Source organism: Tardiphaga sp. 709 (genome assembly GCF_032401055.1).
GTDB lineage: Bacteria > Pseudomonadota > Alphaproteobacteria > Rhizobiales > Xanthobacteraceae > Tardiphaga.
In genome coordinates, this window is sequence record NZ_CP135529.1 from 2,196,229 (window position 1) to 2,222,587 (window position 26,359).

Consider the following 26,359-nt stretch of genomic DNA (forward strand, 5'->3'; position numbering starts at 1 on the left):
AAACTTTCCGCCAGTTTTTTTTATTTTAGGTGCGCTGGACGCCAGAGGTTGGGTCCAGCGTGAGGCGGACGCCGGGGGTGTCCGGCGCCCGCTCATACCCATCTTGCTCATTGGAGGATTTGGCTATGAAGACTTACGACTTTGCTCCGCTTTGGCGCTCAAGCATTGGCTTCGATCGCCTGTTTGACCTCGTGGATGCCGCTCAGCGCGCCAACGAGGACAGTTTCCCCCCATACAATATCGAACGTGTCGGAGATGATCGATACCTCATCTCGCTTGCTCTGGCGGGTTTTTCGCCGGACGAGATCAGCTTGACGGCAGAGCAGAACGTTCTGACGGTCGAGGGCCGCAAGGGCGAACAGAAGCGTGACTTCCTTTTCCAGGGCATTTCTGGTCGCGCGTTCAAGCGGCAATTCAACCTCGCCGACCATGTCCAGGTAACCAGCGCGACTTTCGAGAACGGCCTCCTGCAGATCAACCTGATCCGCGAGATTCCCGAGGCCATGAAGCCGCGAAAGATCGCCATCAACGCAGGCCCGCGCTCAAACGTCGAGCAACTTGAAGCCAAGGCGGCCTGACGCCTATTCGATCACTTCGTGCAATCGTTCCGCGATGGCTTCGGCCGTCGCGGATACGCGCGATATTCGAATGGCGCGCTGATCGTCGTGAAGTCAACAGGAGGCAGTGATGACCCAATTCGCACTTCCAGCGTTGGCCGCTGGAGAGGGCCTTACGAGCTATCTCACCGCGATTAAGCAGTTTCCTCTCCTCAAACCTGAAGAGGAGCTCGCCTACGCCAGGCGCTTACGCGAACACGGCGACAGGAACGCTGCCTATCATCTTGTGACCAGCCATCTCCGGCTGGTCGCCAAATTGGCGATGCGCTATCGCGGCTATGGGCTGCCCATCGCTGATGTCATTTCGGAAGGCAACATCGGCCTGATGCAAGCCGTGAAGCGATTTGATCCGTCTAAAGGTTTCAAGCTTGCGACTACGCCACCTGGTGGATCAAGGCAACGATCCAAGATTACATCCTGCGGTCGTGGTCGATCGTCCAGATTAGCGCCAAGTCCACCCAAAAGCGGCTGTTCTTTAACCTGCGTCGCTTGAAGAGCAAGATCGCAGCGCTCGAAGAAGGCGATATGCAGCCCGACCACGTAGCAACGATAGCGCGCCGCTTGAATGTGCCTGAACGCGAGGTCATTGAGATGAACCGGCGGTTCCTCGGAGACATGTCGCTCAATGCGGCTTCACGAGTGGACGAAGAAGAAGGCGCTGAGTGGCAGGAGCGCTTGGCCGACCCAACGTCGAATTTTGAAGACGACGTCGCGGAACGCAGCGAACTTAACTGGAGGCGGCAGATCCTCGGGCAAGCGCTCGCCCATCTGAAACCGAGAGAGCAGCGTATCATCGAAGCACGATGGCTGTCGGATACCCCTCTTACACTTGACGACCTGGCCGCAGAACTGGGCGTGTCACGCGAGCGTGTGCGGCAGGTGGAAGTCAGGGCACTCGAAAAGGCCCGGGCGTATGCAGCTTTGCTCGCCGGAGACATGGGCGCGAAGTAATTCGATCCGAGCGGGCTCGACGGGAGGCGACATTAGCTTTCCAAGCGCTCCACCCATTGGGAGATGGTGAGCGCAATTTCCGCCACTACGTCCTGGTCGGTCCGGCCGCTGCGGGCCAGGATATGAAAGCCGTGATCGGCGCCATCGATTAGGTGAGAGGTTGCCCTCGATCTCAATCCCTTGCAAACTTGGCGAAGGAGCACGGGCTCCGCCAACTTATCACGCGTTCCCTGGATGAAGAGCATGGGGATCCGAATGCGTGCAAGGTGTTCGGCCCTTGTGATCGAAGGTTTACCGGTCGGATGCAGGGGGAAACCGACAAAGGCCAGCCCGCGTACATCTTCGATCGGATCTTCTGCTTGCGCCTGCGAGGTCATGCGCCCGCCGAATGATTTGCCACCCGCGATAATAGGCATGCCGCGGCATCGACGGCGGGCGTCCACCACGGCCAATCGTATGGCCGCATGCGCAACAGCCGGAGTGTCGGGGCGTTTGATGCCCTTCTCCATGAACGGGAACTGGAAGCGCAAGGTCGCGATGCCATGGCCATAAAGCTTTGCAGCGACATCTTCCATGAACGGGTGCGCCATGCCTGCGCCTGCACCGTGGGCGAAGACGAAACAGGCTTGCGCGTTCCGCGGCTTCATCAGGAGGGCTGAAAGCGCGAGCGCGTCCTTGCTCTTCAGCGTCAGGGGCGTTACGCGCGGCAGCCGGGTGTTCATTTCGCTGCCGACCGCTCGCCGAATCGCTCCTCCTCCAAGCCGAAGACCGAGCGACCGCCGAGCGCGGAGGATGCCTGTAATTCGCCATCCACGAAATCCTCGAAGGACGGACCGCTTGCCGTTTGTTCGAGGCGGCGAGCCTGGTCGTCGAGCCGTTTCAGAGTCTGCATCTCCTCGTCTCGGCCGAGCTTGGCGTTCTGGACGGCTGTCTTCAGCACGCGGATGGTCTCGTCGTAGACCTTGATCGGCACCGGGTACGGGTGACGATCCTTGCCTCCATGGGCGAGTGAAAACCGCGCCGGGTCGCGGAAGCGGTACGGCGCGCCATGGACGACCTCGGCCACCATCGCAAGCGAGCGGACCGTCCGTGCGCCGACGCCCGGCGTGAGCAGTAGCTCGGGAAAGTCGAGCGGCCCGCGCTCGGCAGCCGCGGCGAGCGTGCCATGAAGGCGCCGGGTGAACACATCGCTCGAGCGGACATCGTGATGCGCCGGCATGACGAGATGCGGCAGGAGGGGCTGGGCAGGCGCGCTGCCAGTCAGCGCCGCGAACTCGTCGACGATGCCGTCGGGTCCCAAAGCCATCAGCAGGTCCAGTTGCGCTGTTCGGGAAGGCGCGGCACGCCCATCCGTCAGATTGACGACGTTTCCTTGAAACGGACCATCGATGGCGCTGTGCGGTTCGTCGACGAAACTCGTCAGGCTCTCGGAATGCCAATGATAGCGACGGGCCTGTTTCTTGTCGCCGTTCATGCCCTGCTGGACCACCGTCCATTTGCCCTCGTCGGTGACGAAGAAGCCGTGCAGGTAAAGATCGAAGCCATCCTGGACCGCTGCGCTATCGACCTTGGCGACGAGACGGCTCGCGCGCGTCAGGGCGGCCCCGTCGAATCCGATGCGGTCGCCGAGCGCGTGAAGTTCGTCAGGAGTTTTCCGCGAATGCTGGCCCCGACCTCCGCAGACGTGGATGCCGAGTTCGTCCTGCAGCGGACCCAGGCCGCGCTTGAGAGCACCGATGACGCTGGTCGTGATCCCGGACGAATGCCAGTCCATTCCCATCACGGCACCGAAGGATTGAAACCAGAACGGATGGGACAGCCGCCGCAAAAATTCGTCGCGACCGTAATGGTGGACGATCGCCTGGGCGACGATGGCACCGAGCGCTGACATGCGCGAGGCCAGCCATGGCGGAACCCGTCCACCATGCAAAGGAAGATCGGCGCTGCCGGTCCGTTTCGCCATTCGTCCTCGATATCCGATTCTTTGCCATTTAGGGGCTACGCTCGACCATCGTCCGGAAGGTGATGGAGTAGCGTTTGGCTTCGACGGCCGGAATGCTGTGTTCCCATACCGACCGCGCCTCGCCGGACATCATGTAGATCGAACGGGACTTCGCTTCGAGGGTGAAACGCTCGAACTTGGTCGAAGCGGGCCTGCGAAATCGGAACTTGCATATCGCGCCCAGCGACAGGCCGAAGATCCGGTCGAAGTGCGGCTTGTCCCTGTGCCAACCGATCCCGACGCCGACGTCGTATTCGGTGCAGAGGACTTGCTGTATTCGCGTACTGGGTCCACCGAAAGTCTCGACGCGATGTGAGACATCGGAGAGCCATTGAGGAATTGGCTCGGCTTCAACGAGGTGGCGTGCCGTATAGTCGTAGCTGAACCCGAAGGAGGCTACGCGACGCTTGCCCTCATACTGGCCGAACTGAAACGGCTGGAGGGGCAAGTCGGCCACTTGGGCTATAAGGTCGAGCGCTTCCGCTGCCGAAACGAAGTCTTCGGCATACCGGAGTCCATCGGGACCTGGCGTGTTTTCCGCAAACAAACTGAATTGGTCGGACAGTGGATTCTACCAAGGCTGTGGATCTACGACCTAGTTATGGAGCCGCAGCGCAAAGTCAAAGGTCAGGGGGATCCCGCACATCATAACCAACCAAATAAGAACGGGGCGTACGCGATCGCGAGGAGAATAAGCGCCAGTGGAAAAGCGGTTGCAATGAAGATTGTATCCATGTTGCGAGGCTGCATGGTTACGAAACCGAACAATCGGAGTTCCGTTCCAATTCCCGCCTCAGTCGCCGCCCTTCTTGGCCCGACGTAGCGCGGCGCCCAGCTTCTCCCGTTGCTGTTCCCAGCGCCGTCGTTCGGCCTCCGCGCGATTGTCGATTTCGTCGCGTTTCGCCTGTATCGCGGCATCTCTCACGTCGTGCTCCTGTTCAGCGGCATCAAAGGCTACTTGTGCGCTTGCAACCTGCGCTGCTTTCCGTTCTCGCTGCTTGATCCTGGCTCGCTCTTCCTTGCGCTGGTCGGCTTCGCGTTTCCGCTGCTGTTTGTCGAAGGTGGCCGCGGCTCTACGTGCTTCCGCGTTGTCGACTTTGGTCGCTTTGGCCTGAGGAGCCACCGGCTTCCGCGGAATTGACACTTTCTTGCCGGCCGCAAGGCCTTTCGGAAGTTCGCTCGTCTCCTTGAACGCGCCATTGGTGCCGACCGCTCTCCGCAAAACGATGCCGGGATGCGCGATCGTTGCCGAGACGATTGCAGGGTCGTCGGTCTCCTCGGCGAAGCCCTGGTGAAACAGGTTGCTGTCGGCGCCCCAGATGTCGAGCGCGGCCTTCATGGACGGCGCGGCAACGGCCAGGTCGAAAAAGCCGATCGATGTCTGGTAGGTCTTGAGCTTCCGGGCCATCACTCGCAGGCCGGACAGGTGTCCGCCAGGCCATCGAGTACTTTCTCGATGGCTTTCACCCGTTGCTCCTTGTTCTTACCGGAGAACTTTCGATGTTCGGCGATCGATCTTGCATAATCCACGGCATGGTGGCTGTGACGAAGGCGCAGATAGCCGTGATCCGGACAGGGCGCGATGGCATGGGCCTCAAGGAGGATATCCGTCGCCCACAGGGATAGAGTCTCGGCGTCGTTCGTGTTCTTCGACATAGTCACGTCTCTCTAGGGAATTTCGTCCCGAGAATGGGATTTGGCGTTGACCGGAAATCAGACATGCCGTTTCGGTGTTTTGACATTCGAGAATGTGGTCATCGTCGGGCACGGCTTGAAAACAGCTAAGCTATTCTTGAGTTCCTTCTCGGTCGGAAAGGCATTCACCATGCCTTGCGTCAGAGCTTCCGCCACCGATCGGCGATACCGGCGGTCGCCGTATCTTTTCGCTTTCGAAGACGTGTTCTAAAGCCTCGGGTCGATGGAACCAGACCGCGAGTTGAGCGATTGCAAGTAGCTATCCACCGCGGCCAAAAGGCGTAGGTCGTTGCTACAGAATGGGCTCTATAGCATTGCGTTCAATGCCGGCCTGGGCGGGTCCGGAGGTGCCGGCGTCGTCGTGCTCTGTGACGGCGTTTTGCTTGGGGGCGATTCTTCTCTGCTGTACAAAGGCGCTTACTCGCAACGAGACGGGAAGTTCGAAGCGACTGTACGGACATCGCGTCACGCCAACGAAATCCCGTCCCTGTTCGGGCTGGACGAGGCGACGCTGAGCTTCGCCGGGACCATCATTCGGGGAGACGCACGCGGCTTCGGCGCTTCCCCTCAGGTGCCAGACATCAGGTTGGAGGTCCATCTCAAGTTCAGGGCGCCCATCTGAGGGATTGTTTAGGTCTGGTTTTGGCTGCACGCCAACAGGAACTCCAGAGCCGACATAGCATCTAGATATCGCAATTTCACACGGCCGTTCAACCCAACGGCCTCGGTAACTAACGTCTGATCCGGCACCCGCTTGAAGCCCATTGCCCAGTTCGGAAACAGTCGATCACCATATGCAAGGCCGCGCTGGAGCAAGCTGATATCTCGATGCCGCGGATCGACGCTGATGCGGCTGTAAACTTCGATCACATTCTCCGGCTCTCCCTCAAGCACCTGGAGAAAGTCGCCGTCCGAATGGACAAGCATGCCTGTTATATGCGCCACATCATTCCGGGCCCTTGCCTTTTGCAGTAGCTCGGAAAGATCCCCGGATGAAAATGGCTCATTTGCAGTGCTAAGATACAAAATTCGAAACACGAACGACCTCCATACCCGTCAACGCCGGGTTCCAAAGAGAGTTCAACCCGTAGACGATCACGCCGCCCCCGAGCTCGCCGGAACAGGTGTCATCAAGTTTGACGGGAGGCCCCCCGACTTGTCCATGGCCACGGCGGCTTCAATGCCCGCTCATCACCCCATTTTACGGTACGATCCCGGTGACGTTGCGATAAGGCATGTCTGGCGCCGGCTTCTTCAGAAAGACGGGAGTAAGTTGATCGGGTCTCTAACCGATTGAGGCTTCCAGAAATCTGGCCGTGCGGCTTTCGGCGTTGCGCGCAACATGTTGCGGTTCGCCGGCGGTCACGACGGACCCGCCCTCATTGCCTGCGCCGGGGCCCATATCGATTACCCAATCACTTTCGGCGACCACTGCCATATCGTGTTCGACGACGACTACCGTGTTGCCGGCATCCACCAGGCCTTGAAGCTGCAGCATTAGCTTTTCAATGTCTGAGGGATGCAATCCAGTCGTCGGCTCATCCAGTACATATAGTGCCGACCCGCGCTGAGCTCGTTGCAACTCGGTAGCGAGCTTGATCCGTTGGGCTTCGCCGCCACTGAGCTCCGTTGCGGACTGACCGAGTTTGATATAACCGAGGCCTACCTCTCGAATGACACCGAGCGAACGTGCTAGTAGCGGATCTTTCTCGAAAAAAACGAACGCATCGTCCACCGTCATGCCCAACACGTCGGCAATGGATTTGTCCCGGATCTTGATTTCCAACGTCTTCGCGTTGTAGCGCGACCCATGACAGGTCGGACATGGCGCGTAGACTGACGGGAGGAAAAGCAATTCGACGGTGACGAAGCCCTCACCCAGACAGGTTTCGCAACGTCCTTTGGCGACATTGAAAGAAAAGCGGCCGGCATCATAGTGCCGTGTCTTGGCCTGCTTCGTGGCCGCGAACAGCTTTCTGACGTGATCGAAAAGTCCTGTATAGGTTGCGAGATTCGACCGCGGAGTTCGCCCGATCGGCTTTTGATCGACGACAACGAGACGTTTTATGTGCTCCATGCCCCCGACGATGTTGCCGCCAAGTGTTTGAACGGCGGTTTCCAGAAGGTCTCCTTCGTCCGGAGCGCCCCGGTCCTCTTCGCCCCTCTTGTGCCCCAATATTTCCCCAACCTTCTCGACCAGAAATTGAGTGATCAAGCTGGACTTGCCCGACCCCGAGATGCCGGTCACCGCGGTAAACACACCGACAGGAATGTCGACGTCGAGGTCGTTGAGATTGTTGCGGGTGACACCGCGAAGTTGTAGCTGACCTCGCGGGAGACGGTGCCTGCGGTCGATGGCCTTCGCGTTTCCGAACAGGTGGCGCCTTGTTTCAGACGCCTCGACGTCGGCAAGTCCTTTAGGGATGCCGCTGTAAAGCACCTCGCCCCCGTGAACGCCCGCGGCGGGGCCGACATCAACTATCCAGTCCGCGTGGCGGACGACATCCAATTCATGTTCGACGACGAAAAGCGAATTGCCTGCTGCCTTGAGCCGGTCCAGCGCTCGCAGGAGAGCTTCGGTGTCGGCTGGATGAAGCCCAGCGGAGGGCTCATCCAGAACATACACCACGCCAAACAGGTTCGACCTGACTTGTGTCGCCAGCCGGAGCCGCTGCAATTCGCCGGGGGACAGTGTCGGCGTGCTGCGCTCGAGGGCGAGATATCCCAGGCCGAGATCGAGCAGAACCGCCAATCTCCCATTCAGATCTTCCAGAATGCGCTGAACCACGAGAGCTTTTTCCGGATGGTCTTTGGGCGTATGAGCTTTGCCTTCCAGATACGGCACGATCAACTCGCGAACGCCCCTTAAAGGAAGCTCAGACAGTTCCGCAATATCCAAGCCTGCGAATTTGACCGAGAGGGCCTCGGGCTTAAGCCGTTTTCCCCGACATACCGGGCAACGGCCGCTCAGCATGAATTGCGAAACCCGCCTCTTCATCATCGCGCTCTGCGTTGTTGCGAACGTCTGCAAGACGTATTTGCGTACGCCGGTGAAGGTGCCGTGATAACTCGGCTCTTCCTTGCGTTTGAGGGCTCGCCTCACCTCAGCTGGCGTGTAGCCTGCATATACCGGGACGGTGGGCTGTTCCTCGGTAAAGAGTATCCAGTCGCGGGTCTTCTTCGGCAGTTTGCGCCAAGGCGTGTCTACGTCATGACCGAGAGTTACCAGGATGTCCCTCAGATTTTGTCCCTGCCAGGCGCTTGGCCAAGCCGCCACGGCTCGTTCCCTTATGGTGAGCTTGTCATCGGGGACCATCGAGGCCTCGGTAATATCGTGGATCCGACCGATTCCGTGACAGTGAGGACAAGCTCCTTCGGGAGTGTTGGGCGAAAATGACTCGGCATAGAGCAGTGGTTGTCCACGCGGGTAATCGCCGGCGCGCGAATACAGCATGCGCAGCAGGTTCGACAATGTCGTCACGCTGCCGACCGACGAGCGTGTCGTCGGAGATCCGCGTTGCTGCTGTAAAGCCACGGCTGGTGGTAGACCTTCGATTTCGTCCACCTCAGGAATGGACATCTGATTGAACAATCTTCTCGCGTAAGGGGACACCGACTCAAGATAACGCCGCTGCGCCTCGGCATAGAGCGTGCCGAAGGCCAGCGAGGACTTGCCCGATCCCGACACCCCTGTAAAAACGACAAGTGCATTGCGGGGAATGTCGACGTCGATATTCTTCAGATTGTGCTCGCGAGCTCCGCGAACACGCACGAAGCCCTCATCGACGGCCGAGTCGGCACCGTACGAACCACCTCTTCCTGCGTGCATCTTGCCCTTCCGCGCAAATTGGCGTGTGATATCAACCGCAGATGAAACTTTGGCGGACGAGTTCCGTTCCCCACACGGAGCTTCCGGCCGGTAGCATTGTTTGTCATAGCGACTACATACTTCATCGCCACGGAGTTGATCCTTATTCAAGCCTTTGCAATTAGTCGGGCGTGGCCATCCTGCGCGCCATCGTGGTCGATCGGTTGCTGGCGCCATTCCGCTTTAACCGATTGAGGCTTCTTCTTCGCCCCTTTCGAAAACATCGCCTTTGACGCCAGCTAATTCGCACCTGCGAAAAGCGAGTCCGGTAGTGGATAATAGGAGGAAGAATTCGCAGAGGTTAAGGCCTTCGATCGACGCCTTAGTCGTCAGCGTGGCTCCGTATGTCGATACATCCCTCATGACGCATGAGCGGCGCCACGAACCATCGATCGCCGTCATTTGGACGTAGACACCGCGCTCGAAACGAACGCTGCCGAAACTGGTAGCGGTCTTAGGAGCACTGGAGGCTCTATCTCCTCAGGATATTGAGCACCACTAACCCAAATACGGACGGGGAAAAAACATAAACGTCAGACCCGGCGGAGCTTCTCCATTTAAAAATTAGGCGACGCGAGCCACCAGACGGATTTGGCCGGAGCGGCCTATCGCGTGGTGAAATAGAAGTCCTCGCTCCCCGACAGCGAGCCCTATGAACGGCGGCTTTGCGCCAGAAGCGGACGGTTGCGGAGCGGCCAACAAACATTGTTCAGCTGACGGAGTTGGCGCGCGTTTGGCCAACGGCACGGAACACACGTTGGCTTGTGGAAGTTAGGATCCAATCACACCTTTGAGTCCGGTATAAAGAGACCCAGCCACGCCGGCACCTGCGCCGAGCAGTGGTCCCGCGGTCTGCGCAAACTCCTGAATCAATCTTGCACGACGTCTCATCTGCTCTCCGCCAACGTGCTCTCCGAGCAGGCGGGCAGCCTTAAAGGCAATGGCATTGGGTTTGCCACCCTGCGCCAATGTGTTCGGCAAAATTCGAAAAATAACCATCCCGAGGACATTGCCGGACAGGAATGCCAAACTGATGCTGGCTACATATTCTCCGACCTCACGCCACTCGACGACCGATGCCGGGACAATCGGCACGCTGTCGTTGATTCCGGTAACAACCAACATGCACCCTACACTCAGGATGGCCGTGATCAACCCCACCAGCCAAGCGCCGAGTGGCCCAAGCTTATTGAAGGGCATCGAAGCAATTCCGAACAGCAACGGGATCACGATCGATGCAAGACGCAGATATAGCGGTGCAACATTGAGGACGATGGTGATTACAATGTGGGCGGCTACAAGTAACACGGCTGGCAGCAGTACATAGACCGCGAAGTGAATTACGTAGTAGCGGAGCGGACTGGTCAGCCGCGCCAGCGCAACCTCGGCCCGATCCAGCGCGTGCGTTAGATTGTCGATTTCACTGACAAGGTCCTGGACCTCGAGCAGGATCGGACGGACGAAACGCAGGTCACGCGAGCAGTTCTTGCACGCGATGGCTTCATCCCTGATTGTCTCTGTGCAGAACGGGCATTCCATAAGACGCCTCAGCCCTTCCGCTTCGCACGGATGGACGCGATCTCGGTTCTGATCCGGGAAAGTTTAGCCACTGCTGCATCACGCTTGGCAATCAGGTCCTTGCGTTCCCTCGCCAGTGCTTCGGGAACGGCGATGTCTCTGGAACACCAGCCACAGACCAGTACGAGATCGCTGTTCTCTCGAAGACAGTACGGACAAATGATTGCCATCGCGTCAGCGCGCTACCTTGAGGACGAAACTCGTGCTGCCGGGGCGCCCATCAGAATCCTTGAGATCCACGCGCAGCATGTGCTCGCCGGGAGGTAGAGACGCATCCGGCATATCGATGCCAGCCGGTTGAACGAACACCTTCAACCGTTCCGTCAAGTCCACATTCGGCGTACGAAGATAAATGACCTTTACGGAGGTAACATCGATCGTCGCTCCACCAAATGACAGGAACTTGAGCTGAAAGTGAGTCGGCGATTGGATGTTATCGCTGCCGGAAAGGAGCTCGATCTTCGGGCCACGCGTGACACCGCGCCGATCGACGACCACTGCACCTTTCGGCGGCGGCAAGGAGGCCTCCTCTTGTGTGATTAATACCCCCGCGGCCCGCGACGGCACGGATTGACACAGCACGATCAGGCAGGCGAACGTAAAGCAAATTCCTATACGACGTCGCATCATCCCCCCCAACGCGATCTATAAACTTATCTGGTGCCCCCATCCCCTATAATGGAGTAGGGCGCCCAGAATAACGGATGTGCGTAAGCGAACTCTGTCTTTCCATCGGCATTCAGATAGCCGGGTCCGTCAGCCAAAGCCATCATGGCCTGACGCTGAGCTTCGCCGCGTGCCAGCTTTGGATCGTCGGCCTGCCGCTTAAACAGATCTGTCATCAACTCTCGCGCGGACTGTGAATGCACCGACCAGTTGGTGACCAGAAGAGCGCGGGTGCCCGCGTAAAAGAACGCCCGGCCAAGGCCCGAGGCGGCTTCTGCGCCGGCGCCGGCGCCCGCACCGGTGTTGCAGGCCGAAAGAATGACCCAGTCCGCGTCGAGTTTGAGACCGAGTATCTCCTCCATCGTCAATAGGCCGTCGCCCTCTTCACCGGTCACAGTCGGCGAGGACAATGCAAGCGCCGGCTGGGTCAGCCCATTCAATTCGCCAGGCACGAGGCCATGCGTTGCAAACGCGATAATCTTGAAGCCGGACAGATTTATCGACTTAACGGCTTTCTCCGTCGCTCCCTTGCCTAGATTCAAGACTTTCGACGGGTCGGCCCGCAGCGCCAAGGCGATCGAGCGCAATTCGTCGGCCGTATCCGGAAGCCGCGGCAACAAGCCAAGCTCCGCGCTATCCACGCCGTCAAGCTTCGGACTGTTGCGCCGCTTCAGCGGCACACCGCGCATGGTATTGGCGTCGGCGGCATCGGCGATTCGTATTTTTGCATCGATCTGCTCGGCCTCGGCCTGCTGCTCGGTGTTGAAATACGGATCTCCGAACGCGATTATCTCGCTACGGTCGGACTTGCCGGGCGGTAGCTGCCGCAAAGTGCGCAATGCGGCTGCGGACGGAACCATGGCGACCGCATGGGTGCGCGCCAGCCAGGGCACATCCCTGTAGCTCGCAAACAGAACCTCCTCATTCTTCTTGATCACCGACGGCTGCGTCGGCAGTAGTGAGAGTGGCAGCAGACCCAGCGCGCCGTTGGTGACGACGATCAGTTTCCTGGCCGGCTTCCAGCCGGCTTCTACGGGCTTAAGGAGCGACGAATACAGGTCATATCCCAATGCCACATCGAAAGCGGGAATATCGGAAATCATAGCCGCCTGCGGCTCGAGCGCTTCGCGCAACTGAGCTACCTTGGTCTGGACATCCGCTGCATTGGACCCGATTGAAGCAAAGGCAACCGCACCGGTCTTCGGAACCGCCCAGACGAAACTCGCGTCCTGACCAAAGTAAAATGATAGCATCGCCTCGTCGGGCGCCAGCGTATCGCGAATCTCGTCCACGGATGGCGCTCTTGGCGCGACCAAATCTGCATAAGCCGGAAAAAGCCGATTGATCTCTTGTCGCGCCTTGGTCCGCGCGCTGCGCAGATTGGCGATCGACACATTCAGCGTCTGCACGCCCTTCTCATCTCGCTCAGCCGATGACAAGGACAACACATTGTTCAGCGTACCGATTTGCGCATTGATCTGTTTCGACAGATCCTGCTCCTTGCGCACCAGCTCGGCCAGCGCGGGATCCTTGACTGAACTACGCGCGCTCGAAGCCGCCAAGGCCTGCTGCACCGAGCTGCCACGGATGGCGTCCGCCAAGCTGAATGTTTCGACACCGATATCTGCGGACCGGCTCTTCTGCCTGGCCAACATTCTGAAATAGGCTTCTATGATCGCCTGGAAGCGTTGATTCTTGGCCGCAACGACGGTTGTGTCGTCACCGTCTGCATTCTCTCGCGACGATGCGACTAGGATTGGTATTGCGGTCTTGAATTCGCGGATAGCTTCCTCATCGCGTCCTGCTCGCATCAAGCCGATAGCAAGGGTTCCGCGCGCCGACGCCGTATCAAAATGGCTCTCGCCTACGCGTGCGATCTGCTTCTTGACCAACTGGTCAGCCGCGGAAATGCCCGCCTCGATCTGGCCCGAAGCATAGAGCGATGCGATACGCGAGCCGTTCAGTTCGAATACCTGACGCCGCATCGGCTCCCAGTTGGCGATTGCCCTGTCGATCTGGGCATAAACCGCGACGGCGTCACGGCTCTTGCGCTGCAAGTTAAGGACGCCGCCAAGCTGTGAAAGCATCTGTACGGTTTGTGGCGCTTCATCCGGAACGCCCGTCGTCTTGCCGATATCGAGTGCCACGCGCAGCAGCTTTTCGGCGTCGGAATGGCGCCCCTGTTCGACCAGGATGCCCGCAAGACCTGCAATGAAACGCGGCGTCGCGTAATGATATTTGCCTTGGTCCTTCAACCGGGACAACAGCGCGCGACGTGCATCGGATTCGGCCTCCGCAAGACGGCCCTGCCGGGCCTTCGTCCGTGCAAGACTGAGCGTGATAAAATCGATGGATTGAAGCAATGCCGACTCCGTCGGCGGATTCTCGCCACTGAGAAGGCCCTTCATGCCTGCGCGCTTGCGGGCTTCCGCAATGCGAAGCGAAGCCTCAGCCTCCTTAAACTGTCCACGTGCCTCGAAAATGGCAGCATTCCCGAGCTCGATCTCCGCCTCCCAATTCTGGCCGTAACGCGCATACGCTGCGCGCATGGAAGGATGGCCACTCGTTCGCGCCTCCTCGATCGCCGGGCGGCTGCGGCGCATGTAGCCTTCTGCCTGAACGATATCGCCCATCTGGATCAGCGAATTGGCAATCGAGCGATTAGCTGTATGTACGAACCCCTTCGCACCCGGCGTGTTCGCGGTGTCGCGCAGTAGCCGCTGATATGTTTCGAGCGCCTTCTTCGGATCGCCCGCACTGCCGTACTGGACAGCCACTAGTTGAACCAGGCGCGCCATCAGTCCGGGCGGAGCAGCACCGCGGCCCGCCTCAATCCCTTTTTCAAGATCGGAGATGGAATTCGTTAGCCGACCGAGCTGGCTTCTTGCGCCCGCACGGTCGAGATAGAACTGCGCAAGCGAGACGCGCGAAGCTCCGCCGGGAGGCTTCACGTCTGCGTCGGCCCTTAGTTGCTCGATCTTTTTCTCGTCCGGCTTCTCGGTATCGAGGATCGCCGTGATATCGGAGATCGAGCGCGGCGGTGCGACAAAGCCGACCGGCAATGCCGTTTCCGGTGCGATCTTCGGCGTGACATCGGCGGGGACGGCGACGGCGACATTGGCACGCCCGTTTGCCGCGTTCAGTCTCGACATCACACAAGAGCGTACTGCGGGAGTGGCCTTCGTCCGGCATGCCTCCAGGCTGCCGCCGCCACCGCGCATGCAGGACATCACAATTGGCTTTCCAACCGACATCCGGCACTGCTCGATCGCAGCTTCCTGCGTGAGCGCAAATGCCGCCTGCGACAACAGCGCGAGCGCTGCGCTGATGAAGAGCGTCGCCGATGCGCATAAAGCCACATGCCGAACTATCAATCGCTTGGAAATGACCGCTTGCATGATCACGGCTCCAAAATAACTTATCAAAATATGACGTGATCCTAGCCGCAAACCAATTTGATCGACAAGCGCGTTGAGACAGGTTCCGCATGGAACCAGGTTCATTGTAGTAACGCTCGGAGACGAGATGGCGACCATTTGCCGAGTGTCTTACGTTGCACTAGTGTTGATCGCAGGTACCGCCGGGCTGTTGACGAGCTCTCTGGCGGAAGATTTTGTCCCGCCGTTACGTATGCTTCCTTCTGAAATCGCCAGCCGCGCCGCGTCATTCGCGAAGGATCTCACCTTTCCGCAGCCGGTCAAGGCGGGAGATGAACTGATTTCGTCCCAAGCTGCGTTTCTGAAGCCTGACGGCGATGGCCCGTTTCCTGCGCTGGTGATGGTCCATCAGTGCGCAGGCGTGAACCAAGCGATCGTCCTCTGGGCGCGCGAAGCTGTCAGCCTTGGCTATGTCGTTCTCCTGATCGACAGTCTGACGCCTCGGCAGGTTAGCACGTTGTGCTTCGGGCCGCGAAACGGCGTCAATCTATTCCGCGGAGCAAAGGACGCATTTCAAGCGGCGGACCATCTCCGTCAATATCCGTTCGTGGACCCGACTCGGCTATCATTCGTCGGGTTCTCTTGGGGAGCGATGGTTGGCCTTATCGTCTCCAGCGCAAGGTACGCGGAAGCGCTGGGCGGTCGCCCGTTCGCATCCGTTGCAAGTTTCTATCCCGGGTGCTTCCGCGTTTCGCGGCCAAATACGCCGAGCTTTGACATCGTCAGCGATGACATGAAGCAGCCGACACTGGTTCTCATGGGCGCCACCGACAATGAAACCCCCGCCAGCGAATGCGTTGAAAAACTACATGAAGCCAAGTCGGCTGGCTCAGCCGTAGAATGGCATGTCTACCCTGACACTGGCCACTGCTGGGACTGCCGGCAACTCGACGGTCGTAGCAAGACGGATTTACGCGGGAACCTAGTTTCTTATAAGTTTAGACAGGACGTCACGACAGACTCATCCAAGCGGTTATTTCAATTCCTAGCCGCTCCGCACCGGGGCAAATAACTGTGGTGACAGACTCTCTCCACAGGAATTGACCCCCGCTCCTCCGACACTGAAGGACTTGCATCTGCGAGGCGCCCTGACTGCAACCGTTCAGGATTGGCGAGAGGTGGTAGTTCGAACGATTTCCTTTTAATACAATCGGATCTTAAGGACCCTACCCGCTCTGGCGGGGCAGTTCCGGTACGGTAAATTACAGCGGTATCTGGTTAATCCCATTAGCGGCGATCGCCACGGAGGTTGATGGTGAACGCAGTAACGACCGTCGCCATCTTTTTTGTTGCCTGCCAGGTAGTCCAAGCTAACCAGACGAATTTTACGCTACCCAACAGGGGGCTTCTGTAGCAATCTAAGTTATACTTTTTGGAATTTTGATAGTGACCGTCATACGCCTTTTGATCGCGGCTGGGCTCTACTGCACGTTGGTTACAGCGGCGGCGGCAGAAAAACGAGTCGCGTTGATCGTGGGAAACTCCGCCTACAGTCATGTCGGAAGACTTGCGAATCCGGCGAATGACGCGGCCGCCATCGAAACAGTGTTGAGAAAAGCCGGTTTCGATACGGTCGATTCGCGTCGTGATCTTTCCATAAGTGACACGAGAAAAGTACTGCGGGACTTTACGGCAAAGACGCGTGATGCAGACGTAGCCGTTATCTATTACGCGGGACACGGTATTGAAGTCGACGGCATCAATTACATTATTCCGATCGACGCGACTCTTGAGCAGGACACGGATATCTACGATGAAGCGGTCTCGCTCGACCGTATCCTTGTCGCTGTTGAGCCCGCCAAAAAGCTGCGGCTGGTAATCCTTGATGCTTGTCGCGACAACCCGTTCGCCAAGACCATGAAGCGTACGTTGGGTTCTCGCGCGATTGGCCGAGGCTTGGCAAAGGTTGAGCCTACCACGCCCAATACCATGATTGCGTTCGCCGCCAAAGCAGGTTCGACCGCTTCAGACGGCACGAGCCGCAATAGCCCGTTCGCCACCGCACTCGTGGATCACCTGCCTAAACCCGGACTGGACCTGCGTAAGGCTTTCGGCTTCATTCGCGACGATGTGATGAAAGCTACCGACAACAAGCAAGAGCCCTATGTTTACGGGTCCCTCGGCGGCAACGACGTGTCGCTAGTGCCGTCGGGTGCGGTTCTATCACCGACTGTAGTTGCCCCCCCATCTTCATTGCCAGGCTCCACCAATGCCGATGCCCGGCGTGACTACGACGCCGCAGTGACGATCGGTACCCAAGCGGTTTGGGAGGCGTTTATTGTCGATTATCCGAGAGGCCTATACACGGAGCTCGCCAAGGCGCAGCGCGCAAAGTTATTGGCCGAGGAAGCTCGCAGCGCCGCGGCCGAGCGATCACGTATCGCCGACGAAGAGAAAGCCCGGCTCGCTGCCGACGGTGCGCGTGCTGCGGAACAAGCGAAAGCAGCGAAAGCCGCGAAGGCAGCCGACGAGGTTCGGATCGCTGCAGAAAAGAAAAAAGCAGCGGAAGACGCCAAGCTAGCCGAAGCAGAGCGTGCCAAGACCGCCGCCGTAGCGAAGGCTGCAGAAGAGGCGCGCGTTGCAGCGGAAAAGAAAAAAGCGGCGGAAGACGCCAAGCTGGCCGAAGCAGAGCGCGCCAAGATCGCCGCGGTAGCGAAGGCTGCGGGAGAAGCACGCGTTGCGGCGGAGAAGAAAAACGCTACCGATGGCCCAAATCTACCGGAGAGGAAGCGCGAGGCTGACGGACGCCAGGCGATCTCGCCGAATTTGGATACGGACAGACCTACTGGGCCGGTGGCCAGCGTTGCATCCGATTCGAAGTTCGAAACTTCATCACGATCTGCCGAAAATGCAATTGATATACCTCGTCAAGTACAAGCAGAGCTGCGTAGAGTTGGTTGCAACACCGGAGCCGTTACCAGCGAGTGGAACGGCGCCGCCCAGCGCGCACTCGGTCTCTTTAACAAGCACGCCGGCACCACCCTAGATGTGAAACTTGCAAGTCTTGATGCGCTCGATCTAGTCAAAAGTAAAACCGGCCGCATCTGTCCGTTGGTCTGCGAAAGCGGCTACAAGGCCGATGGCGATCGCTGCACGAAAGTAACATGCCGCGCCGGCTATGAGGTTGGAGACAACAACGCTTGCGAAAAAATCGAAGTCAAGAAGCCGCCGACTAAGCGCGCCCCTTCAACGACCCAGGTAGCGGCGCCCGCAGCGCCGTCCGCGCAAATCATTTGTGGTAATGGTGGCTGCCGCCCAATCGGCAAGGGATGCAAACTAGTGCAGACGCGCAATGGATACGCCGGAAACTTCGAAGTCTGTAACTGAGCACAAATCCGAAATTCCTGTACGCGCCGCGCCGGCGCTGGAGATGTGTCAATCGCTTCGCCGCAGGAGGTGTTCACAATTCACACACGAGCGCGAGCATGAAGGTCTGTTTTGCGCCAGAACCTGACATCCCTAGCTCGACGGCAATCTGATAATAGCGAAAACGGCAGGATCATTATGAAAGGCTGGTTCATTACGGGATCCGACAGTTGTTCGCCGTCACGCGTCACAGCGCCGCCAATCGTGCCGCCCTTGCAGATGCAGGTGATGGAGGCCGCTGCAGATGCAGATCATCTCGCTTCGGCGAAGAACATCGGCGCCTTCAACCTGCGCAACGCGATCGCGGCGCATTAGGCGGCGCCGTGATCGGCTATCCTGCTGTGTCGTTGGCCGGCGCGGCCATGGCGGCGAGTGCAATGACATTGTTGAAGCTGCAGAACCCGACGCGACGACTGACACCTGCGGAATATTTTGCAAGATGAGTGGCGGCTTTGCCAGAAGCGGTCATTCGGGGATCTGCAATAGCAATTAGCCTTAGATCATCGCTCCTCTTCCAACACCCTCCTGAGCGGACTTACATAGCTCCAGATCAGTCCGCTGGCGGCATAGACGAGGGTTGTCCGGCCGCCGAGCCCCATCTCAATCATTCTCGTCACGACGGTCGTGCCGAAGCCGCGATGCGCGGGCGCCTTCACCTCAGGGCCGCCGCGCTCCTCCCACCGGATATGAAAGCCTTGATCCGTCTTTTCATAGTCGGCTGCCCATGTGATCTCGATCGCGCCATGATCCGTCGAAAGCGCGCCATATTTGACCGCGTTGGTCGACAGTTCATGGACGGCCATCCCGATCGACTGTGCAGCGGAAGGCGAAAGTTGCAATGACGGTCCTTCGACGGCGATCCGGCTTTGAACGAGGTCGCCAAAATGCGCAAGCTGACCGCGAACGAGCTCCAGCACTCCGATGCTCCGCCATTGATTCTCGACGAGCAGATCCTGATTGACGGCCAGCGCCTGCACTCTGTTCGAAAAATTTCGAACGAAATCCGGGCCACTCGAATAGGCCGTCTGTTGCGCAACAGCCAATACGACGCTCAGAAGATTCTTCGAGCGATGATTGACTTCGTTCATCAGAAGGCGATTCAGACGTTCCGCCTGCATAATCGCTTCCGTCCGCTCGGCGACGCGTTGTTCCAGCGTGTCGTTCAATTCGCTCAATTGCGCCTGGATGAGACGCCGTTCAGCGACTTCGGCAGACAATGCGCGGTTAGCGCTCTCCAGCTGGCGCTGTTTGAGATACAATTCAACAAGGACGCTCACTTTTGAACGCAAGATCGAGGGATTGATGGGCTTGAGCAGGTAGTCGACGGCGCCGTTGTCATAGCCTTCAATGACGTGTTCGTCTTCATTGTAGAACGCGGTGAGGAAGATGATCGGGATCTCGGCGGTCTTCTTGCGCTCCTTGATCATCTGGGCGAGTTCAAAACCGGTGACGCCGGGCATCTGCACATCAAGGATCAGCACCGCAAACTCTTCCCGCAGCAACGCCAGAAGCGCATCCTGGGCGGATCCTCCCTTGACCAGACGATATCTCGGATCGGTTAGGACGGTTTCGAGGACGGTCAGATTCTTGGGCTCGTCATCGACGATCAGGATATTGACGACGTCGAGGGCGGCAGCCACCGGCCGTGGCGCCCCCACTTGGCTCACGGATTGACGATCGCCAGAAAGCTCCGGAACGCTCATCCTTTTGCTCCGACAGAGGTTCCGCAGACCAAAACTCGTTCACCTGCAAGGCCGACCGCACTCATCGGTAAAGCCACACGCGCATGAGGGACAGAAGCTGGTCGGTGTTGACAGGTTTGGAGATGTAATCGCTCGCACCGGCCTCGAGACATTTCTCCCGGTCGCCCTTCATCGCCTTGGCGGTGAGCGCCAAAATAGGCAGGGTTCGAAACTCTGGAAGGCTCCGTATATGCCGGATAGTCTCGTATCCGTCCATCTCCGGCATCATGATGTCCATCAGAACCAGGCTAATATCCGGCGTGGTGCGAATGAGCTCGATGGCGTCCCGGCCTTTGGTGGTGCTGAGCACGTCGACGTCGTGATTTTCCAGCAGCGACGTGAGCGCGAAAATGTTGCGCGCATCGTCGTCGACAACCAATACCTTGCGGCCACGGAGAATCTCCATCGAACCGTGCAGCCGTTCGAGCATGGCCTGCTTCTCTTTCGGCAGATCGGTGATCACGCGATGGAGAAACAGAGCCGTTTCATCCAGCAGCCGCTCGGGCGATTGAACGTCCTTCAGCACGATGCTCTTGGCCATCGCCAGTAGCTGCGCCTGTTCCTTCGCGCTCAGATCCTTGCCGGTGAAGACCACCACGGGCACCTTCGACAGAGCCGAGATCTGCGTGCAGCTTCTCCAAGAGTTCGAAGCCCGTCATATCCGGTAGCCGCAGATCGAGCACAACACAGTCGAACGGATGATCCTGCATTGCGCGCAGGGCATCCGCGCCGGTCGCAGCCGTCACCAATTCGATGTCCTTGTCGTTCAGAAGCTCCACGATCGACTTCCGTTCGATGTCGTCATCCTCGACGACCAGCAGCCGCTTAGTGCGCGGCGCGGTGAATTTCTTCAGCCGGTCGAAGGCCATTTCAAGGCCGTCTGTGGTTGGCTCCTTGACCAGATAGGCGAAGGCGCCGTGTGAGAGCCCGTGCTGACTCTCTTCATCGAGCGTGATGATCTGCACCGGAATATGGCGCGTGACAGGATCGAGTTTCAGCTGATTGAGCACCGTCCAGCCCAGCATATCCGGCAGGAAGATATCGAGCGAGATCGCCATCGGCCTGTAGCGACGGGCAAGCGCCAGCGCGACGCTGCCCCGATTGCCGATGACACCCTTGAAACCCTTGTCGCGCGCAAGGCCCAGCAGGATGCGCGCGTAGTGAACGTCGTCCTCGACAATCAGGAGAACGGGATCTCCCTCCTGCACGATGTCGCGATCATCCTCGACATATTCTTCCCGCGCGATCGGCAGTATCTTGAGTTCGCGCGTCAAGGACTGGGCAGACACAGTCGTCTCAGTCAGTTCGGTCTGCGGAATATCGCGCTTGATGAATTTGACAGGTAGATAGAGCGTAAAAGTGCTGCCCTGATCGAACACGCTTGCGAGCTTGATTTCGCCGCCGAGCAGCGCCGCCAATTCGCGGCTGATGGCGAGTCCCAGACCCGTGCCACCATAGCGACGCGACGTCCCGGCATCCGCCTGCTGGAACGCCTCGAAGATCAGCCGCTGCTTGTCGGGCGAAATGCCGATGCCGGTGTCCTCGACCGCAAAAGCGACGACCTGATCCGCCTTGCTGAGAACCGGATGATCGGGTGTCCATCCCTGCTCCGCAAGCAAAACGCTCATCTGGACGTGACCATGCGCGGTGAACTTGACGGCATTCGACAGCAGGTTCTTGAGGATCTGCTGCAGCCGCTTGTCGTCGCTCTCCATGAAGCGCGGCAAGTTGGACGCAAATTCCACGGCAAACGGCAGGCTCTTGGCCTCCGCGACGTGACGGAAGTTGCGCTCGACATTTTCGCGCAGTCGGCCGAACGGAATTTCCTCGACCTCCACCGTCACGGTGCCAGACTCGATCTTCGACAGATCGAGAATATCGTTGATGAGGTTGAGGAGATCGGAGCCGGACGAATTGATGTTGCGGGAGAACTCGATCTGCCGATCGGACAGGTTGCCGGGCACATTCTCGGCCAGTTGCTGACTGAGAATGAGAATCGAATTGAGCGGCGTCCGCAGCTCGTGGGACATATTAGCGAGGAATTCGGACTTGTATTTCGAGGTCAGTGCGAGTTCGATTGCCTTTTCCTCGAGCGCGTGTCGTGCCTGCTCGACTTCCGTATTCTTGCGCTCCACTTCGGCATTCTGATCGGCAAGCAGCTTCGCCTTGGTGCCGAGTTCTTCATTGGTCTGCTGCAGTTCCGCCTGCCGCGACTGCAGTTCGGCCGTGAGCTGTTGCGATTGCGTCAGCAGTCCTTCGGTGCGCATCGTGGCTTCGATGGTGTTGAAGACGGCGCCGAGATTGAGCGTCAGTTGTTCCAGGAAGGCGAGATTGACGGCGCTGAAAGGCTGCAGCTTCGCCAATTCGATCACGGCCCTCGTCTGCCCCTCAAAGAGAACGGGGAGAACGACAATGCTCACCCGCGTCGCCTTGCCCAGACTGGACGAGATCCCAATGAATTCGGGCGCCACATCGCTGAGCACGATGCTCTTCTTCTCGACGGCACATTGGCCTGCAAGACCCTCGCCCAAAGCGATGGTTTCCGGCAGCCCGTCGCCGCGATGCGCGTAGCTGGAAAGAAGCGTCAGCCTAGTGTCTTCATCGGCGCTGTCCAAATGGTAGATCGTACCCTGATAGGCCTGGATCAGCGGCCCCAATTCGCTCAGAAGAATCTTGCCCACCGTGCTCAGTTCGCGCTGGCCCTGTAGGATGTTCCCGAATTTCGCGAGATTGGTCTTGAGCCAGTCCTGCTCCCGGTTGCTCTCGGTGGTGTCGCGCAGGTTCGAGATCATCGTGTTGAGATTGTCTTTCAACTCCGAGACTTCGCCGCGCGCATCGACCTGAATCGTTCGCGTCAGATCGCCCTTGGTCACAGCCGTCGCGACCTCGGCGATCGCGCGCACTTGTGTCGTCAGATTCGCCGCCAGCAGATTCACGTTGCTGGTGAGGTCCTTCCATGTGCCGGCGGCGCCGGGGACGTTGGCTTGACCGCCGAGCCGCCCGTCGACGCCGACTTCGCGCGCCACGTTTGTCACCTGATCGGCGAAGGTCGCGAGCGTATCCGTCATGTTATTGATAGTCTCGCCCAGCGCCGCCACTTCGCCCTTCGCCTGAACGTTCAGGCGCTGGGTGAGATTGCCGTTCGCCACGGCGGTCACGACCTTCACAATGCCGCGGACCTGATCTGTCAGGTTCGACGCCATGAAGTTGACGTTGTCGGTGAGATCCTTCCACGTGCCGGCGACACCGGGCACCGCCGCCTGACCGCCCAGTCGACCCTCGGTCCCGACTTCGCGCGCCACGCGCGTTACTTCGCCGGCGAAGGAGTTGAGCTGATCGACCATGGTATTGATGGTGTTCTTCAGCTCTAGGATTTCGCCCTGCACGTCCACGGTGATCTTGCGGTTCAGGTCGCCGCGCGCCACCGCCGTGGTCACTTCCGCGATGTTGCGCACCTGGGTGGTCAGGTTGTTCGCCAACCCGTTGACCGTATCCGTCAGGTCCTTCCAGGTGCCGGCGACGCCGGGCACCGCGGCCTGTCCGCCGAGCCGCCCCTCGGTCCCTACCTCGCGCGCCACGCGCGTCACTTCCGACGCAAAGGAACGTAGCTGCTCGACCATCGTGTTGATAGTCTCCTTGAGCTGAAGAATTTCGCCGCGCACGTCGACGGTGATCTTTTTCGACAGGTCACCGCTGGCCACCGCGATGGTAACCTCGGCGATGTTGCGGACCTGGTCGGTCAAGTTCGAGGCCATGTAGTTGACGTTGTCGGTGAGATCCTTCCAGGTGCCGGCGACGCCCGGCACCGCCGCCTGACCGCCGAGCTTGCCTTCGGTGCCCACCTCGCGCGCGACGCGCGTCACTTCTGAGGCAAAGGCCGAGAGCTGATCGACCATGGTGTTCATGGTTTCCTTCAGCTCGAGGATTTCACCCTTCACGTCCACGGTGATCTTGCGGCTGAGATCGCCGCGCGCGATTGCCGTCGCGACGTCGGCGATGTTACGCACCTGACCGGTCAGGTTATTGGCCATCGAGTTAACGTTGTCGGTGAGATCCTTCCAGGTGCCAGCGACGCCAGGCACATGGGCCTGGCCGCCGAGCTTGCCGTCGGTGCCGACCTCGCGCGCCACGCGGCTGACTTCCGCTGCGAAGGAGCGCAACTGATCGACCATGGTATTGATGGTCTGCTTCACCTCGAGGATCTCGCCGCGCACGTCGGCCGTGATCTTCTTGGACAGATCGCCATTGGCGACCGCGATGGTGACTTCCGCGATGTTACGCACCTGACCGGTCAGGTTATTGGCCATCGAGTTGACGTTGTCGGTAAGATCCTTCCAGGTTCCGGCGACGCCGGGCACCTGAGCCTGGCCGCCGAGCTTGCCTTCGGTGCCGACTTCGCGCGCCACGCGCGTCACTTCGGAGGCGAAACCGTTGAGCTGATCCACCATCGTGTTGATGGTGTCCTTCACCTCGAGGATCTCGCCACGCACATCGGCCGTAATCTTCTTGGACAGGTCGCCGCGCGCCACCGCGGTCGTGACCTCGGCGATGTTGCGGACCTGCCCCGTCAGGTTCGAGGCCATGAAGTTCACGTTGTCGGTGAGATCCTTCCACGTGCCGGCGACGCCGGGCACAGCGGCCTGACCACCGAGCTTACCTTCGGTGCCGACTTCGCGCGCCACGCGCGTCACTTCCGCCGCGAAGCCGTTGAGCTGATCCACCATGGTATTCATGGTGTTCTTTAATGCGAGGATTTCGCCCTTCACGTCGACCGTGATCTTGCGCGAGAGGTCGCCATTGGCCACCGCCGTGGCGACGTCTGCAATGTTGCGGACCTGACCGGTCAGGTTTGACGCCATCGAGTTGACGTTGTCGGTGAGATCCTTCCAGGTGCCGGCGACGCCGGGCACCGCGGCCTGACCGCCAAGCTTGCCTTCCGTGCCGACCTCGCGAGCCACGCGCGTCACCTCGGATGCGAAACCGTTGAGCTGGTCCACCATCGTGTTGATGGTATTCTTCACCTCGAGGATTTCGCCGCGGACGTCCGCGGTGATTTTCTTGGACAGATCGCCGCGCGCCACCGCTGTCGTCACCTCGGCGATGTTGCGGACCTGCCCCGTGAGGTTCGACGCCATGAAGTTCACGTTATCGGTGAGATCCTTCCAGGTGCCGGCGACGCCGGGCACCGCGGCCTGACCACCGAGCTTGCCTTCGGTGCCAACTTCGCGCGCCACGCGGGTCACCTCGGCCGCAAAGCCGTTGAGCTGGTCGACCATCGTATTGATGGTGTTCTTCAGTTCCAGGATTTCCCCCTTGGCATCGACGGTAATCTTGCGCGAGAGGTCGCCGCGCGCCACCGCCGTCGTCACGGTCGCGATGTTGCGCACCTGCTCCGTGAGGTTGGTCGCCATCGCGTTGACGGAGTCGGTCAGGTCCTTCCACGTGCCGGCCACGCCGGGAACGACAGCCTGACCGCCCAGGCTTCCGTCGGTACCGACGTCGCGCGCCATGCGTGTCACTTCGGAGGCGAAGGAGCGGAGCTGGTCAACCATCGTGTTGATGGCCTCCTTGAGCTGCAGGATCTCGCCGCGGACGTCGACCGTGATCTTCTTCGACAGATCGCCATTGGCGACGGCGATGGTCACGTCGGCGATGTTGCGGACCTGCGCCGTCAGATTGCCGGCCATCTGGTTCACCGACTCGGTCAGTTCCCGCCAGACACCGGAGACGCCCCTCACCTGGGCTTGGCCGCCAAGCTTGCCTTCGGTGCCGACTTCACGCGCGACGCGGGTGACTTCGGACGTAAAGACCGAGAGCTGCTCGATCATCGTATTGACCAGTTTGGCCGACCTCAGAAATTCACCTTTGAGAGGCCTGCCGTCGACTTCCAGTTCCATGGATTGTCCGAGGTCGCCCTTGGCCACCGCGCCAATCGTGCGCGCCACCTCGGTCGTCGGGCGCACCAGATCGTCGAGCAGCGTGTTGATCGAGTCGACCTTTTCGGCCCAGCCTCCCGTAGCGCCAGGCAGTGTTATGCGTTGCTTGAGCCTGCCCTCCTTGCCTACCGTGTCGCTCAGACGCGCAACTTCCCGGGAAATCCGCGCTTCATATGCGACACTATGATTAAAAGCCTCGGCGATCCGACCATCCATGCCGGGCCAGTTCGAGGGCAGGCGAACCGAAAAGTCGCCGTCTCGAAAGGCCAGAATGGCATTGAGAAGCTGTCCCGACCGGAGCGCCACGGCGTCCTCGACAGACACCGTCGCTTTCCCGTTTTTCTTAACGTTTGCGGACTTCTTGCGATCGCGGAAAGTCGTCGTTTCGCTCATCGGTCTCGGCTCGCCTGATTAAGGGCCACACGATTTTCTGGTGCCCTGATATGTGGTGATAGCAGGCTTCCATTTTTGCCGCGAGCCGCATCCCAACACCCATCACCG

General features: G+C 59.3%; 17 protein-coding genes and 2 pseudogenes. 5 read left to right on the forward strand and 14 right to left on the reverse strand.

Going from position 1 to position 26,359, the window contains the following annotated elements:
* Positions 1 to 125 precede the first annotated feature (125 nt).
* Together RSO67_RS10980 and rpoH are read left to right on the forward strand one after the other, a co-directional pair.
* On the forward strand, positions 126 to 578 hold the full coding sequence (locus RSO67_RS10980) for an Hsp20 family protein (RefSeq protein WP_231081045.1): 453 nt from the start codon (positions 126 to 128) through the stop codon (positions 576 to 578).
* Between the two features lie 109 nt (positions 579 to 687).
* Positions 688 to 1,568: pseudogene (gene rpoH / locus RSO67_RS10985) on the forward strand (RNA polymerase sigma factor RpoH).
* A 32-nt stretch (positions 1,569 to 1,600) separates the two neighbouring features.
* Here the strand turns inward: rpoH and RSO67_RS10990 are convergent.
* The 11 genes and pseudogenes from RSO67_RS10990 to RSO67_RS11040 all read right to left on the reverse strand — a co-directional run bounded on the left by RSO67_RS10990 (position 1,601) and on the right by RSO67_RS11040 (position 14,529).
* A complete protein-coding gene (locus tag RSO67_RS10990; protein WP_315843496.1) occupies positions 1,601 to 2,290 on the reverse strand; it encodes an alpha/beta family hydrolase in 690 nt (229 codons plus the stop codon).
* Positions 2,287 to 3,531 (reverse strand): DUF763 domain-containing protein, encoded by a 1,245-nt coding sequence (locus RSO67_RS10995; protein WP_315843497.1) that lies wholly within the window; start codon positions 3,529 to 3,531, stop codon positions 2,287 to 2,289. Before RSO67_RS10995 ends, RSO67_RS10990 begins: the two co-directional genes overlap by 4 nt.
* 28 nt (positions 3,532 to 3,559) lie before the next feature.
* Positions 3,560 to 4,117, reverse strand: a complete 558-nt coding sequence (locus tag RSO67_RS11000; RefSeq protein WP_068738783.1) for an alpha-ketoglutarate-dependent dioxygenase AlkB — start codon at positions 4,115 to 4,117, stop codon at positions 3,560 to 3,562.
* 246 nt (positions 4,118 to 4,363) lie between these two features.
* Complete coding sequence (locus RSO67_RS11005) at positions 4,364 to 4,978, reverse strand: cell envelope biogenesis protein TolA (protein WP_315843498.1); 615 nt, start codon at positions 4,976 to 4,978, stop codon at positions 4,364 to 4,366.
* On the reverse strand, positions 4,978 to 5,226 hold the full coding sequence (locus RSO67_RS11010; protein ID WP_315843499.1) for a hypothetical protein: 249 nt from the start codon (positions 5,224 to 5,226) through the stop codon (positions 4,978 to 4,980). The genes RSO67_RS11005 and RSO67_RS11010 overlap by 1 nt, the downstream gene beginning before the upstream one ends.
* A 669-nt stretch (positions 5,227 to 5,895) precedes the next feature.
* On the reverse strand, positions 5,896 to 6,303 hold the full coding sequence (locus RSO67_RS11015; RefSeq protein ID WP_315843500.1) for a BLUF domain-containing protein: 408 nt from the start codon (positions 6,301 to 6,303) through the stop codon (positions 5,896 to 5,898).
* Between the two features lie 247 nt (positions 6,304 to 6,550).
* On the reverse strand, positions 6,551 to 9,094 hold the full coding sequence (uvrA, locus tag RSO67_RS11020; protein ID WP_315843501.1) for an excinuclease ABC subunit UvrA: 2,544 nt from the start codon (positions 9,092 to 9,094) through the stop codon (positions 6,551 to 6,553).
* Between the two features lie 261 nt (positions 9,095 to 9,355).
* A pseudogene (locus tag RSO67_RS11025) lies at positions 9,356 to 9,535 on the reverse strand (PilZ domain-containing protein); the annotation flags it as partial.
* A 369-nt stretch (positions 9,536 to 9,904) separates the two neighbouring features.
* Positions 9,905 to 10,672 (reverse strand): hypothetical protein, encoded by a 768-nt coding sequence (locus tag RSO67_RS11030; RefSeq protein WP_120286831.1) that lies wholly within the window; start codon positions 10,670 to 10,672, stop codon positions 9,905 to 9,907.
* A 213-nt stretch (positions 10,673 to 10,885) separates the two neighbouring features.
* On the reverse strand, positions 10,886 to 11,230 hold the full coding sequence (locus tag RSO67_RS11035) for a hypothetical protein (RefSeq protein ID WP_315843502.1): 345 nt from the start codon (positions 11,228 to 11,230) through the stop codon (positions 10,886 to 10,888).
* 134 nt (positions 11,231 to 11,364) lie between these two features.
* A complete protein-coding gene (locus RSO67_RS11040) occupies positions 11,365 to 14,529 on the reverse strand; it encodes a CHAT domain-containing tetratricopeptide repeat protein (protein WP_315843503.1) in 3,165 nt (1,054 codons plus the stop codon).
* Positions 14,530 to 14,902: 373 nt separating this feature from the next.
* On the opposite strand from RSO67_RS11040, the gene RSO67_RS11045 reads away from it, so the two are divergent.
* The 3 genes from RSO67_RS11045 to RSO67_RS11055 all read left to right on the forward strand — a co-directional run bounded on the left by RSO67_RS11045 (position 14,903) and on the right by RSO67_RS11055 (position 18,495).
* A complete protein-coding gene (locus tag RSO67_RS11045; protein ID WP_315843504.1) occupies positions 14,903 to 15,826 on the forward strand; it encodes a dienelactone hydrolase family protein in 924 nt (307 codons plus the stop codon).
* A gap of 383 nt (positions 15,827 to 16,209) precedes the next feature.
* Positions 16,210 to 18,141 carry a caspase domain-containing protein gene (locus tag RSO67_RS11050; RefSeq protein ID WP_315844221.1) on the forward strand — a complete coding sequence of 644 codons (1,932 nt, stop codon included), beginning with the start codon at positions 16,210 to 16,212 and terminating at the stop codon, positions 18,139 to 18,141.
* A gap of 177 nt (positions 18,142 to 18,318) precedes the next feature.
* On the forward strand, positions 18,319 to 18,495 hold the full coding sequence (locus tag RSO67_RS11055; RefSeq protein WP_315843505.1) for a hypothetical protein: 177 nt from the start codon (positions 18,319 to 18,321) through the stop codon (positions 18,493 to 18,495).
* A gap of 185 nt (positions 18,496 to 18,680) precedes the next feature.
* Here RSO67_RS11055 and RSO67_RS11060 read toward each other — a convergent pair whose 3' ends face one another.
* The 3 genes from RSO67_RS11060 to RSO67_RS11065 all read right to left on the reverse strand — a co-directional run bounded on the left by RSO67_RS11060 (position 18,681) and on the right by RSO67_RS11065 (position 26,251).
* A complete protein-coding gene (locus tag RSO67_RS11060; protein WP_184511670.1) occupies positions 18,681 to 19,883 on the reverse strand; it encodes a response regulator in 1,203 nt (400 codons plus the stop codon).
* A gap of 61 nt (positions 19,884 to 19,944) precedes the next feature.
* Positions 19,945 to 20,520 (reverse strand): response regulator, encoded by a 576-nt coding sequence (locus RSO67_RS30455; RefSeq protein ID WP_410001832.1) that lies wholly within the window; start codon positions 20,518 to 20,520, stop codon positions 19,945 to 19,947.
* Complete coding sequence (locus RSO67_RS11065; protein ID WP_410001833.1) at positions 20,408 to 26,251, reverse strand: HAMP domain-containing protein; 5,844 nt, start codon at positions 26,249 to 26,251, stop codon at positions 20,408 to 20,410. The genes RSO67_RS30455 and RSO67_RS11065 overlap by 113 nt, the downstream gene beginning before the upstream one ends.
* Positions 26,252 to 26,359: the final 108 nt, after the last annotated feature.

What these genes read in the sequence shown, in the direction of transcription:
- RSO67_RS11055 (WP_315843505.1), top strand. Translation starts at nt 18,319, where the DNA reads ATGAAAGGCTGGTTCATTACGGGATCCGACAGTTGTTCGCCGTCACGC.
- RSO67_RS11005 (WP_315843498.1), bottom strand. Translation starts at nt 4,978, where the DNA reads ATGGCCCGGAAGCTCAAGACCTACCAGACATCGATCGGCTTTTTCGAC.
- RSO67_RS11030 (WP_120286831.1), bottom strand. Translation starts at nt 10,672, where the DNA reads ATGGAATGCCCGTTCTGCACAGAGACAATCAGGGATGAAGCCATCGCG.
- RSO67_RS10995 (WP_315843497.1), bottom strand. Translation starts at nt 3,531, where the DNA reads ATGGCGAAACGGACCGGCAGCGCCGATCTTCCTTTGCATGGTGGACGG.
- RSO67_RS11065 (WP_410001833.1), bottom strand. Translation starts at nt 26,251, where the DNA reads ATGAGCGAAACGACGACTTTCCGCGATCGCAAGAAGTCCGCAAACGTT.
- uvrA (WP_315843501.1), bottom strand. Translation starts at nt 9,094, where the DNA reads ATGCACGCAGGAAGAGGTGGTTCGTACGGTGCCGACTCGGCCGTCGAT.
- RSO67_RS10980 (WP_231081045.1), top strand. Translation starts at nt 126, where the DNA reads ATGAAGACTTACGACTTTGCTCCGCTTTGGCGCTCAAGCATTGGCTTC.
- RSO67_RS11040 (WP_315843503.1), bottom strand. Translation starts at nt 14,529, where the DNA reads ATGTCGAGACTGAACGCGGCAAACGGGCGTGCCAATGTCGCCGTCGCC.
- RSO67_RS11060 (WP_184511670.1), bottom strand. Translation starts at nt 19,883, where the DNA reads ATGAGCGTTCCGGAGCTTTCTGGCGATCGTCAATCCGTGAGCCAAGTG.
- RSO67_RS10990 (WP_315843496.1), bottom strand. Translation starts at nt 2,290, where the DNA reads ATGAACACCCGGCTGCCGCGCGTAACGCCCCTGACGCTGAAGAGCAAG.
- RSO67_RS11045 (WP_315843504.1), top strand. Translation starts at nt 14,903, where the DNA reads ATGGCGACCATTTGCCGAGTGTCTTACGTTGCACTAGTGTTGATCGCA.
- RSO67_RS11010 (WP_315843499.1), bottom strand. Translation starts at nt 5,226, where the DNA reads ATGTCGAAGAACACGAACGACGCCGAGACTCTATCCCTGTGGGCGACG.